The 16641-nt window shown below is 59.7% G+C and carries 17 protein-coding genes; 11 read left to right on the forward strand and 6 right to left on the reverse strand.

All coding sequences use genetic code 11. From position 1 onward, the window contains the following. Window positions 1–98 precede the first annotated feature (98 nt). The 6 genes from dibA to FBY12_RS18485 all read left to right on the forward strand — a co-directional run bounded on the left by dibA (window position 99) and on the right by FBY12_RS18485 (window position 6432). A complete protein-coding gene (dibA, locus tag FBY12_RS18455; protein ID WP_145254721.1) occupies window positions 99–2018 on the forward strand; it encodes a phosphodiesterase DibA in 1920 nt (639 codons plus the stop codon). 236 nt (window positions 2019–2254) lie between these two features. Then, a complete protein-coding gene (gene oscA, locus FBY12_RS18460) occupies window positions 2255–2437 on the forward strand; it encodes a sulfur starvation response protein OscA (RefSeq protein WP_092275127.1) in 183 nt (60 codons plus the stop codon). A 121-nt stretch (window positions 2438–2558) separates the two neighbouring features. After that, the gene (locus tag FBY12_RS18465) at window positions 2559–3572 is read left to right on the forward strand and encodes a sulfate ABC transporter substrate-binding protein (protein WP_092275124.1); all 1014 of its coding nucleotides are present in this window, start codon (window positions 2559–2561) and stop codon (window positions 3570–3572) included. 162 nt (window positions 3573–3734) lie between these two features. Then, entirely contained in the window at window positions 3735–4553 is an 819-nt protein-coding gene (cysT, locus tag FBY12_RS18475; RefSeq protein WP_092275122.1) for a sulfate ABC transporter permease subunit CysT, read from the forward strand. A gap of 13 nt (window positions 4554–4566) precedes the next feature. Continuing rightward, entirely contained in the window at window positions 4567–5439 is an 873-nt protein-coding gene (gene cysW, locus FBY12_RS18480; RefSeq protein ID WP_092275119.1) for a sulfate ABC transporter permease subunit CysW, read from the forward strand. Window positions 5440–5442: 3 nt separating this feature from the next. Continuing rightward, window positions 5443–6432 carry a sulfate/molybdate ABC transporter ATP-binding protein gene (locus FBY12_RS18485; RefSeq protein WP_092275116.1) on the forward strand — a complete coding sequence of 330 codons (990 nt, stop codon included), beginning with the start codon at window positions 5443–5445 and terminating at the stop codon, window positions 6430–6432. Window positions 6433–6546: 114 nt separating this feature from the next. Here FBY12_RS18485 and FBY12_RS18490 read toward each other — a convergent pair whose 3' ends face one another. Continuing rightward, window positions 6547–7065, reverse strand: coding sequence for a DUF962 domain-containing protein (locus FBY12_RS18490; protein ID WP_145254724.1), 519 nt, complete (start codon window positions 7063–7065; stop codon window positions 6547–6549). Window positions 7066–7149: 84 nt separating this feature from the next. Here FBY12_RS18490 and FBY12_RS18495 point away from each other — a divergent pair, with 84 nt between their 5' ends. Beyond that, the gene (locus FBY12_RS18495) at window positions 7150–7836 is read left to right on the forward strand and encodes a Crp/Fnr family transcriptional regulator (protein ID WP_145254727.1); all 687 of its coding nucleotides are present in this window, start codon (window positions 7150–7152) and stop codon (window positions 7834–7836) included. A 245-nt stretch (window positions 7837–8081) separates the two neighbouring features. Here FBY12_RS18495 and uraH read toward each other — a convergent pair whose 3' ends face one another. Both uraH and FBY12_RS18505 read right to left on the reverse strand, forming a co-directional pair. Beyond that, window positions 8082–8492 (reverse strand): hydroxyisourate hydrolase, encoded by a 411-nt coding sequence (gene uraH, locus FBY12_RS18500; protein WP_092275107.1) that lies wholly within the window; start codon window positions 8490–8492, stop codon window positions 8082–8084. After that, complete coding sequence (locus tag FBY12_RS18505; protein ID WP_145254730.1) at window positions 8489–8986, reverse strand: heme-binding protein; 498 nt, start codon at window positions 8984–8986, stop codon at window positions 8489–8491. Before FBY12_RS18505 ends, uraH begins: the two co-directional genes overlap by 4 nt. A gap of 136 nt (window positions 8987–9122) precedes the next feature. On the opposite strand from FBY12_RS18505, the gene FBY12_RS18510 reads away from it, so the two are divergent. The 3 genes from FBY12_RS18510 to FBY12_RS18520 all read left to right on the forward strand — a co-directional run bounded on the left by FBY12_RS18510 (window position 9123) and on the right by FBY12_RS18520 (window position 11061). After that, a complete protein-coding gene (locus FBY12_RS18510) occupies window positions 9123–9488 on the forward strand; it encodes a response regulator transcription factor (protein ID WP_145254733.1) in 366 nt (121 codons plus the stop codon). A gap of 99 nt (window positions 9489–9587) precedes the next feature. After that, the gene (locus tag FBY12_RS18515; protein WP_121733826.1) at window positions 9588–9836 is read left to right on the forward strand and encodes a helix-turn-helix domain-containing protein; all 249 of its coding nucleotides are present in this window, start codon (window positions 9588–9590) and stop codon (window positions 9834–9836) included. Then, entirely contained in the window at window positions 9829–11061 is a 1233-nt protein-coding gene (locus FBY12_RS18520; protein ID WP_145254736.1) for a type II toxin-antitoxin system HipA family toxin, read from the forward strand. The genes FBY12_RS18515 and FBY12_RS18520 overlap by 8 nt, the downstream gene beginning before the upstream one ends. 74 nt (window positions 11062–11135) lie before the next feature. On the opposite strand, the gene FBY12_RS18525 is transcribed toward FBY12_RS18520, so the two are convergent. Next, the gene (locus tag FBY12_RS18525) at window positions 11136–12140 is read right to left on the reverse strand and encodes an AraC family transcriptional regulator (RefSeq protein ID WP_121734402.1); all 1005 of its coding nucleotides are present in this window, start codon (window positions 12138–12140) and stop codon (window positions 11136–11138) included. A gap of 100 nt (window positions 12141–12240) precedes the next feature. On the opposite strand from FBY12_RS18525, the gene FBY12_RS18530 reads away from it, so the two are divergent. Further along, window positions 12241–13314 carry a fatty acid desaturase gene (locus FBY12_RS18530; protein WP_145254739.1) on the forward strand — a complete coding sequence of 358 codons (1074 nt, stop codon included), beginning with the start codon at window positions 12241–12243 and terminating at the stop codon, window positions 13312–13314. Between the two features lie 827 nt (window positions 13315–14141). On the opposite strand, the gene FBY12_RS18540 is transcribed toward FBY12_RS18530, so the two are convergent. Together FBY12_RS18540 and FBY12_RS18545 are read right to left on the reverse strand one after the other, a co-directional pair. Further along, complete coding sequence (locus tag FBY12_RS18540) at window positions 14142–14957, reverse strand: ABC transporter ATP-binding protein (RefSeq protein WP_145254744.1); 816 nt, start codon at window positions 14955–14957, stop codon at window positions 14142–14144. Beyond that, a complete protein-coding gene (locus tag FBY12_RS18545; RefSeq protein WP_145254747.1) occupies window positions 14954–16552 on the reverse strand; it encodes an ABC transporter permease in 1599 nt (532 codons plus the stop codon). The genes FBY12_RS18540 and FBY12_RS18545 overlap by 4 nt, the downstream gene beginning before the upstream one ends. Window positions 16553–16641: the final 89 nt, after the last annotated feature.

Consider the following 16641-nt stretch of genomic DNA (forward strand, 5'->3'; position numbering starts at 1 on the left):
AAGCCCACAGATAAAACCAGTCGCCCTTTCAGATAAGAGTGGCTGGATGTTTCTTTCGCCTATAATTCCAACCCTTTTGTAGGGACATGGACTGCCGAATGTCTGCCACATATCGCGATGCCTTGCGTGCAGCGCTGCTTTACCTGGTGCTTTCAGTGATCTGGCTGCAGCTCAGTGGTTATTTATTGAACAGTTTCTTCGATAGCTCCCACGAACAGCTGCGCTGGCAACTGATCAACGGTTACGCCTGGGTGGTGCTCAGCGCCGGGTTGATCTTCCTGGCGCGCGCCAAATTGTTCCGATGCCTGGGCATCGGCGCTAAATTGCGTGAGCGCAGCGATGACCGCGAGCGCCTGCGCCAGGCCGCTGCCGTATTCGATTGCACCCGCGAAGGCGTGCTGGTCACCGACCGCCAGGGCCTGATCGTCCACGTCAATCGCGCGTTCATCGAAATCACCGGTTATCAGGGTGACGAAGTGCTCGGCCAGCAGCCCAGCCTGTTCAAGTCCGGCCACCATCCGCCAGCCTTCTATCAGGAAATGTTCGCCACGCTGGGCGATAACGGCGAGTGGAGCGGCGAAATCTGGAACCGGCGCAAAAGCGGCGAGATTTATCCGCAGTGGCAGACCATTCGGGTCATTCATGACGATCTTGGCCACGTCAGTCATTACGTGGCGGTGTTTTCCGACATCAGCGCCATCAAGAACTCCGAGGATGAGCTGGCGCACCTCGCGCACCACGACCCGCTGACCGACTTGCCCAACCGGCTGCTGTTCTCCGACCGCATCGAGCAGGCGCTGACTTCGGCGCAACTGCACAAGCGCGGTTGCGCGTTGCTGATGATCGATCTGGATCATTTCAAGATGATCAACGACAGCCTCGGCCACAACATCGGCGATCAGTTGCTGAAAAGCGTCGCCGGACGCTTCATGGGTTTGTTTGCGCCGGGCGTGACATTGGCGCGATTGGGTGGCGATGAATTCGCCGTCCTCGCCGAAAACTGTCCGCAACCAGTGCTGGCCGCGGCATTGGCGCAACGGATCATCGATGGTTTGAAAGAGCCCTTCGAGATTGACGGCCATCAGTTGTTCATCAATGCCAGCGTCGGCATCAGCCTGTTTCCCAGCGATGCCTTGAGCGCCGGGCAGTTGCTGCGAAATGCCGACTCGGCGTTGTTCAAAGCCAAAAGCGCCGGGCGCGATGGTTACGCGCTGTACACCGAAGAGTTGACCGCGCATGCCCAGCAACGCGTCGAAATCGCTTTTGAGCTGCGCCGCGCGCTGGAGCAGCAGGAGTTGCGTGTGCATTACCAACCGGTGCATGACCTCAAAAGCAGCCGCTTGATTGGCGTCGAGGCGCTGGTGCGCTGGGAACATCCGCAGCGCGGGCTGATTTCGCCGGCAGAATTTATTCCGGTCGCCGAACGGACCGGGCTGATTTCTGAGATCGACGCCTGGGTCATGCAGCAGGCCTGCCAGCACATGTGCGAATGGCAGCGCGCCGGGGTGGTGCTGTCATTTGTCGCGGTGAACGTGTCGTCGCGGTTGTTTGCGCGCCGTGAGTTGTATCAACAGGTTGCGCACGTGCTGCACGAAACCGGGCTGGATCCGGCGTTTCTCGAATTGGAGGTCACCGAAAGCGCAGTCATGGACGACCCGGAAGTGGCGCTGGAGCAGATGCATCGCTTGCGCGAGTTGGGCGTGCGGCTGGCCATCGACGATTTCGGCACTGGGTATTCGTCATTGCTGCGCCTCAAGCGTTTGCCGGTGCAGAAGCTCAAGATCGATCAGGGTTTTGTCGCCGGGTTGCCGTGGGACGATGACGACGGCGCGATTGTGCGGGTGATCATCGCGCTGGCCAAAAGCATGGGCATGCAGGTGCACGCCGAGGGCATCGAGCAAATGGAACAGGCGCGGTTCCTGCTCGATCAGGATTGCGATCTCGGCCAAGGCTACTGGTTTGGCCGACCGGTGCCGGCGGCGCAACTGGATTGGGCGCGGGCTCCGGTAATCAACTGATCTGTGGCAAGGGGGCTTGTGTGGCGAGGCGGCAAGCCCCCTCGCCACGGGGTTTTGTGGGGCTTTCGAAAATGTGAAATCCCGCGCAAGCCCTTGTCCCTTCAAATAATACTTTCTGGTTATATAAACATTCTTAAATAGTCTTTTTAAGAATATCCGCTCCTATCTACTATTGGCCCCACGCCGCAAGCAGTGCCGCCACTGCCAGGCAACCTCTCAGTCGAAGGAGCAGCACCATGAGCGCATCCCTACGTAGCGTTGACGGCCAGGACGAAGCAACCATTTTGCGTGAGATCCAAAGCGCATTGCGCGACCTGCGTTTCGGCGCGGTGGAAATCACCGTGCACAACGCGCAGGTGGTTCAGATCGAACGCAAAGAGAAATTCCGTCTGCAAAACCCGGCACACAAGCCGAGCTGAGACGCCTTGTTCGCAACACCCGAAAATCGCGGCTTCATGCTGCGATTTTGCTGACCGGCAACCGCAACTCCAGCACCTCATAAGAAAAAGCCAACACCACAGAATTCCAGGAGCTTTCACCATGTCGTCGATTCGTCATTTCGCTTTGGCCGCGCTGGCCAGTGCCCTTTTTGCTGGTACCGCGGTTGCCAAGGATTACGAGCTGCTCAACGTTTCGTACGACCCGACGCGTGAGCTGTATCAGGATTACAACGCCGAATTCATCAACTTCTGGAAGAAAGAGCACGCTGGCGACAACGTCAAAATCCAGCAATCCCACGGCGGTTCGGGCAAGCAGGGACGTGCGGTGATTGACGGTCTGCGCGCCGACGTCGTGACCCTGGCGCTGGCCGGTGACATCGACGAAATCGCCAAACTCGGCAAGACCCTGCCGGCCGATTGGCAGACACGTCTGCCGGACGCGAGCACGCCTTACACCTCGACCATCGTGTTTCTGGTGCGCAAGGGCAACCCGAAAGGCATCAAGGACTGGGGCGATCTGGTCAAGAACGACGTTTCGGTGATCACGCCAAACCCGAAAACCTCCGGCGGTGCACGCTGGAACTTCCTCGCGGCGTGGGCCTATGGTCTGAAAGCCAATGGCGGCGACGAAGGCAAGGCAAAAGAATACGTGCAAACCCTGTTCAAGCACGTGCCTGTGCTGGATACCGGCGCGCGCGGTTCGACCATTACCTTCGTCAACAACGGTCAGGGTGACGTGTTGCTGGCCTGGGAAAACGAAGCGTTCCTGGCGCTGAAAGAAGACGGTGGCGCCGACAAATTCGACATCGTCGTGCCGTCGCTGTCGATCCTCGCCGAGCCGCCAGTGGCCGTGGTCGACAAGAACGCCGAGAAAAAGGGCAACGAGCAAATCGCCGAGGCGTACCTCAAGCACCTGTACAGCCCTGCCGGTCAGGAAATCGCTGCGAAAAACTTCTACCGTCCGCGTGACAAAGACGTCGCGGCGAAGTATTCCAAGCAGTTCCCGACGCTGGATCTGGTGACCATCGATAAAGACTTCGGCGGCTGGAAAACTGCACAGCCGAAATTCTTCAATGACGGTGGCGTGTTCGACCAGATTTACCAGGCGCAGTAAACAGTAAGCCGATTCAAAACGGGCCTTATGCCCAGGCACGAAACATGTGGGAGCGAGCTTGCTCGCGAAGGCGGTGTGTCAGACGACATAAATGTTGACTGAAATGGCCTCTTCGCGAGCAAGCTCGCTCCCACATTGATGCGTTATTGACCAAGGACTTTTATGTCGCGTCGTATCTCCCCCGTCATACCCGGCTTCGGGCTGACGCTGGGCTACACCTTGGTGTACCTCAGCCTGATTGTGCTTATTCCACTGGCGGCGATGTTCGTGCATGCCGCCCAACTCACCTGGGATCAGTTCTGGACGATCATCACCGCGCCACGGGTGTTGGCGGCGTTGAAGCTGAGCTTCGGCACCGCGCTGTACGCGGCGATCATCAACGGCATCATCGGCACGCTGCTGGCCTGGGTGCTGGTGCGCTACACCTTCCCCGGTCGCAAGATCATTGACGCGATGATCGACCTGCCGTTCGCGCTGCCGACGGCGGTGGCCGGTATCGCCCTGACCGCGCTGTATACGCCGACCGGCCTGGTCGGGCAGTTCGCCGCCGACATGGGTTTCAAAATCGCCTACACCCCGCTCGGCATCACCCTCGCGCTGACCTTCGTCACGCTGCCGTTCGTGGTGCGCACGGTGCAACCGGTGCTGGCCGACATCCCGCGTGAAGTCGAAGAAGCCGCCGCGTGCCTGGGCGCCAAACCCCTGCAAGTGTTCCGCCACATCCTCGTGCCGGCGCTGCTGCCCGCGTGGCTGACCGGGTTTGCCCTGGCGTTTGCGCGTGGTGTCGGCGAGTACGGATCGGTGATTTTCATCGCCGGCAACATGCCGATGAAAACCGAGATCCTGCCGCTGCTGATCATGGTCAAACTCGACCAATACGACTACACCGGCGCCACTTCCATCGGCGTGCTGATGCTGGTGGTTTCCTTCGTCCTGTTGCTGCTGATCAACTTGCTGCAGCGGCGCATCGAAACCCCATAAGGAGGCGCCAACCATGTCCCAATCGTCTATTGCGGCCGCCTCTTCGGCCAACGCCGCCCGCCGTGGCAGCGCCACCTCGCGGCGCATCCTGATCGGCCTGTGCTGGCTGGTGTTTATCCTGTTTCTCGGTCTGCCGCTGTTCATCGTGGTGTCGCAGGGATTGAAGAATGGCCTCGGCACGTTCTTCGCCGCGATCTTTGAACCCGACGCCTTGTCGGCGCTGAAACTGACGGTGATCGCCGTGCTGATTTCGGTGCCGCTGAACGTGGTGTTCGGCGTCAGCGCGGCGTGGTGCGTGAGCAAATATTCGTTCCGCGGCAAGAGCATGCTGGTGACGCTGATCGACTTGCCATTCTCGGTATCGCCAGTGATCGCCGGTCTGGTCTACGTATTGATGTTCGGCGCTCAGGGCCTGTTCGGGCCGTGGTTGCAGGACCACGACATCCAGATCGTCTTCGCCCTGCCGGGCATCGTCCTGGCGACGATTTTCGTTACCGTGCCGTTTGTGGCGCGTGAATTGATCCCGTTGATGCAGGAACAAGGCACGCAGGAAGAAGAGGCCGCGCGCCTGCTCGGCGCCAATGGCTGGCAGATGTTCTGGCACGTCACCGTTCCCAATATCAAATGGGGCCTGATCTACGGCGTGGTGCTGTGTACCGCGCGGGCGATGGGTGAGTTCGGTGCGGTGTCGGTGGTTTCCGGGCACATTCGCGGGGTGACCAACACCTTGCCGCTGCACGTCGAGATCCTCTACAACGAATACAACCACGTGGCCGCGTTCGCTGTGGCGAGCCTGTTGCTGATCATGGCGCTCTTCATCCTGCTGCTGAAGCAGTGGAGCGAAAACCGCATTAACCGCCTGCGCGCCAGCGCCGCGGAGGAATAACTCATGTCGATCGAAGTGCGTAACGTCAGCAAGAATTTCAATGCGTTCAAGGCGCTGGACAACATCAGCCTGGACATTCAGAGCGGCGAACTCGTGGCGCTGCTCGGCCCGTCGGGTTGCGGCAAAACCACGCTGTTGCGGATCATCGCCGGCCTGGAAACGCCCGATCAGGGCAACATCGTGTTCCACGGCGAGGACGTTTCCGGCCACGACGTGCGTGATCGCAACGTCGGTTTTGTGTTCCAGCATTACGCCTTGTTCCGCCACATGACCGTGTTCGACAACGTCGCATTCGGCCTGCGCATGAAACCGAAAAACCAGCGCCCGAGCGAAAGTCAGATCGCGGTGAAAGTCCACGAACTGCTCAACATGGTGCAACTCGATTGGCTCTCGGATCGCTACCCGGAGCAACTGTCCGGAGGCCAGCGTCAGCGCATCGCGTTGGCCCGTGCCCTGGCGGTCGAACCGAAAGTGCTGCTGCTCGACGAGCCTTTCGGCGCGCTGGATGCCAAGGTCCGTAAAGAGCTGCGTCGCTGGTTGGCGCGCCTGCACGAAGACATCAACCTGACCTCGGTGTTTGTCACCCACGACCAGGAAGAAGCGATGGAAGTCGCGGATCGCATCGTCGTGATGAACAAAGGCGTGATCGAGCAGATCGGCTCGCCGGGCGAAGTCTACGAAAACCCGGCCAGTGATTTTGTTTATCACTTCCTCGGCGACTCGAACCGGCTGCATCTGGGCGATGACAAACACGTGCTGTTCCGCCCGCACGAAGTGTCGCTGTCACGCCATGAGATCGAAGACCACCACGCCGCCGAAGTGCGCGATATCCGGCCGTTGGGCGCGACCACGCGGGTGACATTGAAAGTCGAAGGGCAGAGCGAATTGATCGAGGCCGAAGTGGTGAAGGACCACGACAGCCTGGTCGGTCTGGCCAAGGGTGAGACGTTGTTTTTCAAACCCAAGGTCTGGCAGAAAGTCGCCAACATCTAAGATCAAAAGCTTCTAAGATCAAAAGCTTCGCGGGCAAGCCTCGCTCCTACAGGTCAACGTTGTCATCACGACCGACAAAATCCTGTAGGAGCGAGGCTTGCCCGCGAAAGCGATCTAGACAGCAGCACGCTTCGGATTGACCCGCTCACCCCCCACTCGCGCCTCGATCTGCTCTTTGAGGTCATGCCGTAACCCCAATAAAAACGCCAGTTCAACCACCACGAACAACGGCCCGACAATCAACCCTGTTACGTCGTCGACAAACGCCGGTTTACGTCCTTCGTAATGGTGCCCGACAAATTGGATCACCCAGCCAATCACAAACATCGCCACGCCGCTGCTCAGCCAGAGCAGGGTGCTTTGCTGCGCCAGCACTTGCCCGGCCCACACGCACGCCCCCAGCAAAATCGTCATCAATACGCCGAGGCGCAACTCCAGGCGCAGGTAAAACCATGCCGATGCCAGTGCCACCAGCATCGCCGGCGACAGCCAGCCGCCGGCCCATTGCGGCCGCGAGAGCAACACCGCGACGGCCAGCACAATCAGCGGAATGCCGATAAAGTGCGTGACGATGTTGCGCGGATCGCGGTGGTAGGCGGCGTATTGACTGAGATGGTCAACGAGGCTTTTCATTGTTATTCCTCCTGTAGGGTGAGGGATCATGCGCCGGGTTCAGTGCTCGTTCTGTCAGCCAGGCGACAATTTCCAGGAGATTCAATGGACATGCAGGTTTGGCGTGCGCGCCTGATGAGTGGGCAGTGGTTCAGCCATTTACCTGTTCTGTTACAGGATAGTCTGCTGGCGGCGGCGCGGTTGCGGCGCCTGACGGCGGGGCAGTTGCTGTTCAAACGCGGGGATGCGCCGTGTGGTTTGTACGCGGTGCTCGAAGGTGCGGTGCGCATCGGCACGGTCAGCGAGCAGGGCAAAGAGGCGTTGCTGAGTCTGGTCGAGGCACCGCACTGGTTCGGCGAAATCTGCCTGTTCGATGGCCAGCCACGCACTCACGATGCTTTCAGCGCCGGGCCGTGCACCTTGCTGCACATCCCGCAAACCACGCTGCTGAAATTGCTTGATGAGCAACCGGTGTACTGGCGGCAACTGGCGCTGCTGATGAGCCACAAACTGCGCCTGACGTTTATCAACCTCGAACAGCTGAGCCTGATGCCGGCCCCGGCCCGCCTGGCCCATCGCTTGCTGATGATCGCCGAGGGCTACGGCGAAATCGATCCGCCACGCCGGGTTTTGCAACTGCCGCAGGAACAACTGGCGTCGATGCTGTCGCTGTCGCGCCAGACCACCAATCAACTGCTCAAAGAGCTGCAGGCGCAGGGCATTATCGGCCTGAGGTATGGCGAGATCGAAATCTTCGACGCCGAGCGACTGCTCGCGTTGACTGCGATCTGATCAACCAACCGGCAGTTGCCAAAATCTCACTGCCGACCCGGCCCCTGACTCAAATCTCACTGCCAACGCGGCCCTTGACTCAAATCTCACTGCCGACCCCGCCCCTGTGGGAGCTGAGCTTGCTCGCGATGGCGTCGGGTCAGCCAACGTTGAAGGTGACTGACACTACGCCTTCGCGAGCAAGCTCAGCTCCTACAGGAATCGGGGCGGGTTTGAGTTTGAGGTGAGGCCGGTTTTCGGTTGCCCTACGAACCGCGATACGTCGAGAAACCATACGGGCTCAGCAGCAACGGAATGTGGTAATGCTGGTCCGTCTGCTTGACCTCGAAAATCACCGGAATTTCCGGGAAAAACGTCTCGTGTTTAGTCTTCTGGAAATACTCGCCAGTCTTGAACACCACCCGGTATTCGCCCTTCTCGAACGGCTTGTCCGCCGGAAACAGTTCGCCAATACGGCCCTGTTCGTTAGTGGTGCCCTGAGCCAGCGGCTGCCAATTCTGCCCGACGTGTTTTTCCAGCGTCACGTTGACGCCCGGTGACGGCAGACCGTTTTCCAGATTCAGCACATGCACGCTCAACGGGTTGCCGGCCGCCAGGGCCAGGCTCGACAGGCTGCCGAGGGCGAGGGCGGCGAAAGTCATGCGGAACAGGTTCATTTTGAAGCTCCTTGGTTTGAAGGTTTGATCTGCAGGCCGGCGACAGTCGCCGCTTTGATTGCGCAGTTTTCGTCTTGCTCGCCGCCACCGGAACCGGCTACGCCGAGCGCGCCGACCAGCTCATCGCCGGCAAACAGCGGCACACCGCCGCCCAGCAGGAGCAATTCGTCGAGGGTATTGAGGTTGGCCGCTTCAGGATTGCTGCGTGCGCGTTTGGCGAACAAGCGTGTCGGGGTTTTGGTCGACAGCGCGGTGTAGGCTTTGCGTTGGCTGGCGGCGGTGTTGTGCGGGCCGATGCCGTCAGCGCGCAAGGTCACCAGCAGGTTGCCGCCACGGTCCAGCACCGACACCGTGCCGGTGCAACTGGCCAACGTGGCATCGGCCAATTGGCGCGCGGTGCGCAGATCGAGGTCGGCGTGGCGCGGCAATTCGGCGGCAAACGCGCTGCCGGTCAGCCCGGTGGCGAGGCTCAAGACAAGGGTTCTCAACAGCATGGGGGCAGCTCCAGAAAATCAGGAGGCCACCTTATCCAGGCTTTTTTGCACAACTCCGTCAGCATGATTACAAGTTTGTAATGGGCAATTCGCCCGAAGGCGCCTAGCCTGTCGCTCTGATCAATCGAGGTGTGCCATGCGTGTCCTGTTAGTGGAAGACAAACCAGCCGTCGCCAAACAACTGGCCAATGCCTTGGGCGAGGCGAGCTATTCGGTGGAAATAGCCAACGACGGCATGCATGCCCGACGCCTGATCGAATCGGGCGAATACGACCTGATCATCCTCGACGTCATGCTCCCGGGCCTCAACGGCTGGCAGCTGCAGCAGCAAATCCGCAAACTCGGCGAAACCCCGGTGCTGTTCCTCACCACCACCGACGGCATCGAAGATCGCCTGCGCGGCTTGGAATTGCACGAGGATGATTACCTGCTCAAACCGTTCGCAATGAGTGCGCTGGTGGCGCGAGTGCGCAAGTTGCTGCGGCGTGATCGCGGGCGGTGATCAAAATTTGAGCTAGACACCGGCGGGCTAGTGCATTAAATACGATGCACAGTTACAGTTTTATGCAATTTTGCACTGTATGCGATGCAGGTCTTGTCGATGGAAAATATTGGTGAACTGATCCGGTCATTGCGCAAAGAGAAAAAGCTTTCTCAGGCTGCATTAGCGCAACAGTACGGCATGAGTCGTACAACGATCTCCGGAATTGAAAACAATACGATTGCTGAAGTCGGCATCCGCAAGGTTGAGGCGATCCTCAATGGCTTTGGGTACGAACTCACAGCGGTGCCTCGGCAATCGACGCGCCCGACGCTCGATACCCTGAAAAAGGTCAATTTCCATGAATGAGCCGAGGGCCAGCGAACGGCTGCACATCAGCGTTGCCGCTAACGCCGTCGGCACATTGGGTCGCAGTGAGTCGCGCCAGGATTCGGTTTTCAGCTACGCCGAAAATGCAGCAGAAAGAAATGCCGTGTCGCTGACCATGCCGGCTCGTCTCGAGAGCTATCAGTGGGAACATGGCATACATCCTGTTTTTGAAATGAATCTACCGGAAGGTGCGTTGCGCGAGGAGCTGGTTCGGCGCTTCAGCAAAGCGGTTCGAGGATTCGACGACTTCGCGATGCTGGCTATCGTTGGCCCGCATCAGCTCGGGCGAGTCGGCATTGCCAACGCCCGAAACACCAACGAACGGCTGCCCGAAACCAGCCTCGCAGACCTGCTCGTGCATGATGGCGCGCAGGGTCAGTTCGATGATTTGCTGCACATTTATGGCCAATATTCTGGCGTATCAGGTGTTCAGCCCAAGGTCCTTGTGCGCGACAGTGCGGCGAGTGCCGACCGGGTTACCCATCGCGGGGCAACGCATCTGGTCAAAGCATTTCGCTCAGAGGAATTCCCAGAGCTTGCCGCCAATGAGTATTTTTGCATGCGGGCCGCGTTGCATTCCGGGCTTGAGGTTCCAGAGTTCGATCTCAGCGAAAACGGCAAATTTCTAGTGGTAAAACGCTTTGACCTGTACGACCAGGGGTATCGGGGATTTGAGGACTTCTGCGTCCTTAATGGCTGGCCGTCCAAGGCCAAATACGATGGTTCATACGAAGGTGCCGCCAAGCAAATCAAAGGATTTGTTTCGCCGTCACTGCTCAATCAGGCGCTCGAGTCATTCTTCAAGATCGTTGCGTTGTCAGCCGGCTTGAAAAATGGCGACGCGCATCTGAAAAATTTCGGCGTGCTTTACGAGCATTGCGCGGCGGATGCCTTGATCGATCTGGCTCCGGCATACGATATCGTCACCACCTCGGTGTACATAAAAACCGACAGCATGGCGCTGCTCTTGGGCGGCTCGAAAGCGTGGCCTAAGTACAAAATGCTCATGCGTTTTGGTCGTTCAGCCTGCAACCTGACGGAAAGCCGCTGCAATGAATTACTGCAGCAAGTCGCTCATGGAATGGAGGTGGCAATGGGTGAGATGGCTGAATACATCAAAGCCAACCGCAGATTTGCCGAGATCGGCGGCGCCATGCTTGATCAGTGGAAACTGGGTATGGCCCGCAGCTTGATAAAAGACTGACGTTCTAAAAATCCCGGTGGGACCAAGGCTTGCTCGCGAAGCGGCCGGCCGCCACAACACTACGTTCAAATCCCTCACCGCAACCCATCGCGAAACTGCCCCGGCGTCATCCCCGTCCAGCGTTTGAACGCGCGGCTGAAGCTGCTGGTATCGGCAAATCCCAGCAAATAACTCACTTCACTCAATGAGCATTGCGGATCGCGCAGGTGCAGCAGCGCGAGGTTTTCGCGGCTTTCGTTGAGCAGCGTGTCGAACCGGCAACCTTCGTCGGCCAAGTGCCGTTGCAGGCTGCGCAGGCTCAGGTGCAGGGTCTTGGCAATGTGTTCGGCGCTGGGTTCGCCTTCGGGCAGTTGCTCTTCAATCGCGTCGCGCACTTTACGTTCCCAGGTCAGCGGTTTGAGCTGGGCGAGGGTGCGTTTGAGCACGGTTTCGTTGTGTTCGGCGAGTTCCGGGTTGGCGTCGTCGAGGTGGCTTTCGAAGTCGATGAGGGCGAACTCGAGGCGATCCTCGTCGGCGGCAAAATGCACCGGCGAGCGGAACACCTTGTGCCATTGGTGCGGGTCCGCCGGTTCCGGCCGGCGCAAGTACACCGCCAGCGGCGCGTATTCACGGCCCAGCCGATTACGGCAGGTGCGCACGTAGATCGCGGCAAATGCGTCGATGGCTTCAAAGGCTGGCGCGGGATTGCCTGACGGAACTTTCAGATGAAAACGGTAGCGGTCCTCGGCGCGAATCAGTTCCAGTTCCAGCGCATCGCTGACCACCTGGTGATAACGCACGATGCGCTCGAACACCTCACGCAAACTGGCGCTGGCCACCAGCGCATAACCGAGCGCATGGAACGTGGTCGGGCTGACGAAACGCGACACGCGCAGGCCGATTGCCGGATCGCCGCTGACTTGCACGGCGATTTCCCACAGTCGCGTGGTATTGGACAACGGATAACGGGCGTTAGGGTCGTCCATCAACTGCGGGTCGAGCCCCGCCTGTTGGCACAGCGCGGTGCTGTCCAGGCCCAGCGCATCGAGCTGCTTGCGCAGGGCGCGGGTCCAACTGGCGAGGGAGGTCGGTTCAGTCATGTTGATTGGCGCTTCCGGTCAACAGGTTGGCGCTCACGGCTACTACACTTGCAGAGTTCACAAGCGAGGATGTGAGCATCAATAACCAGAGGATGGAAGCATGCACGGTACTTCTGCAAGTCCCCAGCGACTGAATGCAGGCCAGCGATCAGCGCATATTCGCGAAGTGGTGCTGGCCAGAGGCGTTGAACTGCGTAAACGCTACCCGATTCTCAACCATCAGGACGCCTTGGGCGCCGGCATTCTGGCCTTTGCGCTGGCCGGGATGATCGGTTCGGCGGCGCTCTACATCAGCGGCCACATGGCGTGGTGGGCGTGTCTGCTGCTCAACGCGTTTTTTGCGTCGTTGACCCACGAGCTCGAACACGACCTGATCCACAGCATGTATTTCCGTAAACAACGCGTGCCGCACAACCTGATGATGGGCCTGGTGTGGCTGGCGCGGCCGAGCACGATCAACCCGTGGATTCGGCGGCATCTACACCTCAACCATCACAAGGTTTCGGGCACCGAAAGCGACATGGAAGAACGCGCCATCACCAACGGCGAGCCGTGGGGCATCGCGCGATTATTGATGGTCGGCGACAACATGATGTCGGCGTTCATCCGCCTGCTGCGGGCGAAAACCTTGCCGCACAAGCTGAGCATTCTCAAGCGCGTGCTCAAGGTCTACGCGCCGTTGGCGTTGCTGCATTGGGGCGCGTGGTACGTGTTTCTCGGCTTTCATGCGGCCAACGGCGTCGCCCATTTGCTCGGCGCACCGATCGAATGGTCGGCGACCACGTTGTCGGCAATGCACGTGATCGACATCGCGGTAGTGGTGATCATCGGCCCGAACGTGCTGCGCACTTTTTGCCTGCACTTTGTCAGCTCCAACATGCACTACTACGGCGATATCGAGCCGGGCAATGTGATCCAGCAAACCCAAGTGCTGAACCCATGGTGGATGTGGCCGCTGCAGGCGTTCTGCTTCAACTTCGGCAGCAGCCACGGGATTCATCATTTTGTGGTGAAGGAACCGTTTTACATCCGCCAGATGACCGTGCCGGTAGCGCATAAAGTCATGCGCGAGATGGGCGTTCGGTTCAATGACTTCGGCACGTTTGCCCGGGCGAACCGCTTTGTGCGCAAGGAAAAAGTTCAGGACGAACCGGTAGCAGGTGTGCGCGTCTGATCGCCTCTTCGCGGGCAAGCCTTGCTCCCACGTGAACCACCATCACCTGTAGGAGCGAGGCTTGCCCGCGAAGGCGTCCGACCAGCCACCCTCAGTCCGACCGATACAGCGACTCGCTCAGTGGTTCCCAATACTCCGTTTAGACACCCCTAATCGCTACCCTACAGTTGTAGGGTGGTGTCTTCCCTGTGGTTGCTCTAGGGTCTATACCGAGCGAGACAGCTCGGTGTTAAAACCAGGAAGGATAGGCCGCTTGAAACTTTTTTTTGTCCTGTTAATTACGATCTCAGTTGGAATCGCCGTTGGCAGCGTTGCCGAATATTTTTTGATTAACAAGTACATCAAGCTCGCGTTGATGATTGCGGCGATATGTATTTGCCTTCGACTAATCAACTACAAACAGAGCACTGGCCAACAAGTTTGATCGTGAAGCCTGAAAATTCATCAGATGGCTAATAGCTAGGGAAGCAGAATGAGAGATTTAACGAACGCCGAAGTGCTGGCGGTTTACGGCGCCCAAGGTGGGCTGACCGTCTCGGCAGAGACCGTAGGAGGCGCCGTAGGAGGGACAATTGGAGGGCTCGTGGGCGGGCCAATCGGAGGAGGAGTCGGTGCTGTCGTGGGCGCTGCCGTCGCCAACTCGCTGGCAAACGGAACGCGCGCCACGGGTTCGGTAGGCAGTAGTGGTATTCCGTGGGGAGCCTCGATGGGCGGCGCTTATACGCCAATCGGGGCTTGACCAGCCGCGCACGTGCCCGCACGTAATCGGGCTCCGTGCTTGGCGTGGAATCGGAACCGCCGAATTCCGCGACATCAAAACTTCCCCATCAGCAAGCAATAAACGACAGCGGCAGATCCCGGATCTGCACCGCCGCGCTCGGTTTGTAATGGTCGTCGCTGGTGAGTTCGTGCAGCAGTTCTTCGCGCAGTTGGTGGAAGTCGAAACTGCTGCGCTGGCGCGGGTGGGGCAGGGCGATGTCGACCACTTGTTTGATCCGGCCGGGGCGTGGCTCCATGACCACCACGCGGTCGGCGAGGAAGATCGCTTCTTCGACATCGTGAGTCACCAGAATGGTGGTGATTTTCGCCCGCGCGCGGATCGCCAGCAGTTCGTCCTGCATCTGCTGGCGGGTCAGCGCGTCGAGGGCGCCGAACGGTTCGTCGAGCAGCAGGATCCGTGGGCTGGCGACCAGTCCACGGGCGATTGCCACCCTTTGCGCCATGCCGCCGGAGAGCTGATGCGGGTAGGCGCGGGTGAAGTCGGTGAGGCCGACCAGTTCGATGAAATCGTTCACGCGCTGGTGTTTTTGCTCGGCGCTCAATGGCTCGTTGACCAAGCCTAAACCGATGTTGTCGGCGACCGTCAGCCACGGGAACAAACGGTGTTCCTGGAAGACGATTCCGCGTTCGCTGCCGATGCCGCTGACGGCTTTGCCGTCCACGCTGATCTGCCCGCGAAATTCGGTGTCGAGCCCGACCAGCAAGCGCAGCAAAGTCGATTTGCCGCAGCCGCTGGAACCGACGATGGCGACGAATTCGCCCTCGGCAATGTCCAGGTTGAATTCGCGAATCGCTTCCAGTTCGAAGCCGTCGACGTCGAAGGATTTGCCGACATGGTTGAAGCTGACAATCGGTGCGTTCATGCGTGTCTCCAGCGAGTGGCGCGGATTTCCAGGCGTTGGCCAATAAGGTTGAGGAGCGCGCCGGTGAGGCCGACCAGCAGCATGCCGGCCATGATCAGGTCCATGCGCAGCAGTTGTTGCGCGCCGATCATCTGGCTGCCGATGCCGCCGTTGGACGGCATGAAATATTCGGCGCCGATGGTGCCGAGCCAAGCGTAGATCAGGCTCAGGCGCAGGCCGGCGAAAATCCCTGGCGCGGCACCCGGCAACACCAGGCGGCGCAGGCGTTGCGCCAAGGTCAGGCGCAGCACTTGCGCCGCTTCATTGAGTTGCGGCGAGAGGTTGGCGACGCTGCGTTGGGTGGCGATGAACAGCGGGAAAAACGCCGCGAGCGCGACAAACACCCACTTCGCCAATTCGCCCAGACCGAACCACGCGGTGAGCAGCGGCACCCAGGCAAAAATCGCAATCTGGCGGATCGCCGCCAGCGTCGGGCCGAGCACCCGTTCACTGTTGCGCGACAACCCGAGCAGCAAACCGACGGCAAATCCGAGACCGCCGCCGAGCAGCAAACCGCCGAGCGTGCGCCCCAGGCTCAGGGCCATGCCGCCGCTCAACGTGCCATCGAGCAAGCCATGCCCGGTGGTTTCCAGCACCACCAGAGGGCTGACCAGAATGTTCGCGTCGACCCATTGCTGATCCGCCGCCACTTGCCACAGCGCCAGCAGCGCTAACGGCAGCAGCCACGGTTGCAGCCGTTGCCAACCGGCATAGCGCGGGCCGCGACGAATTTCTGCGGTCGCCGGGTGCGGCCAGTGCACCAGTTTTTTGTCGAGCCAACCAATGCCGCGATCCATCGTCACGCCGATCACACCGATGACCACGATCACCACAAAAACGATGTCGAGCATGAACAACTGCCGCGCCCACACCATCAGAAAACCGATGCCTTCGCTGGAGGCCAACAACTCCACCGCGAGCAACGACGTCCAACCGGCAGCCAACGCCAAACGCACGCCCGCCATGAATGCCGGCAGCGCGGCGGGCAGCACCAGGCGCCGGATCAACAGGTGCGTCGGCAGGCGCAGGACGGCAGCGGCCTCGCGCAATTTCGGTTGTGCATCGCGCACGCCGACCAGCGTGTGCAAGGTCACCGGCACCACAATTGCCTTCACCAGCACCACCAGTTTCAGCGTTTCGCCGATGCCGAAAAACACCATGAACAGCGGAATCCACGCCAGCGTCGGCACTTGCGCCAACCCGGCAAATGTCGGAAACACCAGACGCTCCAGACGTCGGCTGAAACCCAGCGCCGCACCCAACGCGGCGCCCGCGCTGACCCCGGCGAGCAAACCCCAGAACAGCCGTTGCAGGCTGATCCACAAGTGCCCCCAAATTTCACCTTGGGCCAGTTCGACCGCGCTGCTCCACACCAGCGCTGGCGCCGGCAGGATCTGCTCGCTCATCCAGTGATTGCGGCTGGCCAGCCACCAAAGGGCAAACAGGCTGATGGGCAATAACCATGGCAGCAGGCGTTGGCTGACGCTGGGCCACACGCGCCGACGATTGAGCGGCGGCGCGGCCAGCGGCAGGCTGAGAAGGGAAACACGGGCCATGGGTGACCTCCGTTGTCGGGTTGCAAACAAATCCCGCTTTTGTGGGAGCGCGCTTGCTCGCGATGACGGAGTGTCAGGCACTGCACATG

Origin of the sequence: Pseudomonas sp. SJZ131 (assembly GCF_007828705.1) — a bacterium.
Classification (GTDB): domain Bacteria; phylum Pseudomonadota; class Gammaproteobacteria; order Pseudomonadales; family Pseudomonadaceae; genus Aquipseudomonas; species Aquipseudomonas prosekii.

What these genes read in the sequence shown, in the direction of transcription:
- dibA (WP_145254721.1), top strand. Translation starts at nt 99, where the DNA reads ATGTCTGCCACATATCGCGATGCCTTGCGTGCAGCGCTGCTTTACCTG.
- oscA (WP_092275127.1), top strand. Translation starts at nt 2,255, where the DNA reads ATGAGCGCATCCCTACGTAGCGTTGACGGCCAGGACGAAGCAACCATT.
- FBY12_RS18465 (WP_092275124.1), top strand. Translation starts at nt 2,559, where the DNA reads ATGTCGTCGATTCGTCATTTCGCTTTGGCCGCGCTGGCCAGTGCCCTT.
- cysT (WP_092275122.1), top strand. Translation starts at nt 3,735, where the DNA reads ATGTCGCGTCGTATCTCCCCCGTCATACCCGGCTTCGGGCTGACGCTG.
- cysW (WP_092275119.1), top strand. Translation starts at nt 4,567, where the DNA reads ATGTCCCAATCGTCTATTGCGGCCGCCTCTTCGGCCAACGCCGCCCGC.
- FBY12_RS18485 (WP_092275116.1), top strand. Translation starts at nt 5,443, where the DNA reads ATGTCGATCGAAGTGCGTAACGTCAGCAAGAATTTCAATGCGTTCAAG.
- FBY12_RS18490 (WP_145254724.1), bottom strand. Translation starts at nt 7,065, where the DNA reads ATGAAAAGCCTCGTTGACCATCTCAGTCAATACGCCGCCTACCACCGC.
- FBY12_RS18495 (WP_145254727.1), top strand. Translation starts at nt 7,150, where the DNA reads ATGGACATGCAGGTTTGGCGTGCGCGCCTGATGAGTGGGCAGTGGTTC.
- uraH (WP_092275107.1), bottom strand. Translation starts at nt 8,492, where the DNA reads ATGAACCTGTTCCGCATGACTTTCGCCGCCCTCGCCCTCGGCAGCCTG.
- FBY12_RS18505 (WP_145254730.1), bottom strand. Translation starts at nt 8,986, where the DNA reads ATGCTGTTGAGAACCCTTGTCTTGAGCCTCGCCACCGGGCTGACCGGC.
- FBY12_RS18510 (WP_145254733.1), top strand. Translation starts at nt 9,123, where the DNA reads ATGCGTGTCCTGTTAGTGGAAGACAAACCAGCCGTCGCCAAACAACTG.
- FBY12_RS18515 (WP_121733826.1), top strand. Translation starts at nt 9,588, where the DNA reads ATGGAAAATATTGGTGAACTGATCCGGTCATTGCGCAAAGAGAAAAAG.
- FBY12_RS18520 (WP_145254736.1), top strand. Translation starts at nt 9,829, where the DNA reads ATGAATGAGCCGAGGGCCAGCGAACGGCTGCACATCAGCGTTGCCGCT.
- FBY12_RS18525 (WP_121734402.1), bottom strand. Translation starts at nt 12,140, where the DNA reads ATGACTGAACCGACCTCCCTCGCCAGTTGGACCCGCGCCCTGCGCAAG.
- FBY12_RS18530 (WP_145254739.1), top strand. Translation starts at nt 12,241, where the DNA reads ATGCACGGTACTTCTGCAAGTCCCCAGCGACTGAATGCAGGCCAGCGA.
- FBY12_RS18540 (WP_145254744.1), bottom strand. Translation starts at nt 14,957, where the DNA reads ATGAACGCACCGATTGTCAGCTTCAACCATGTCGGCAAATCCTTCGAC.
- FBY12_RS18545 (WP_145254747.1), bottom strand. Translation starts at nt 16,552, where the DNA reads ATGGCCCGTGTTTCCCTTCTCAGCCTGCCGCTGGCCGCGCCGCCGCTC.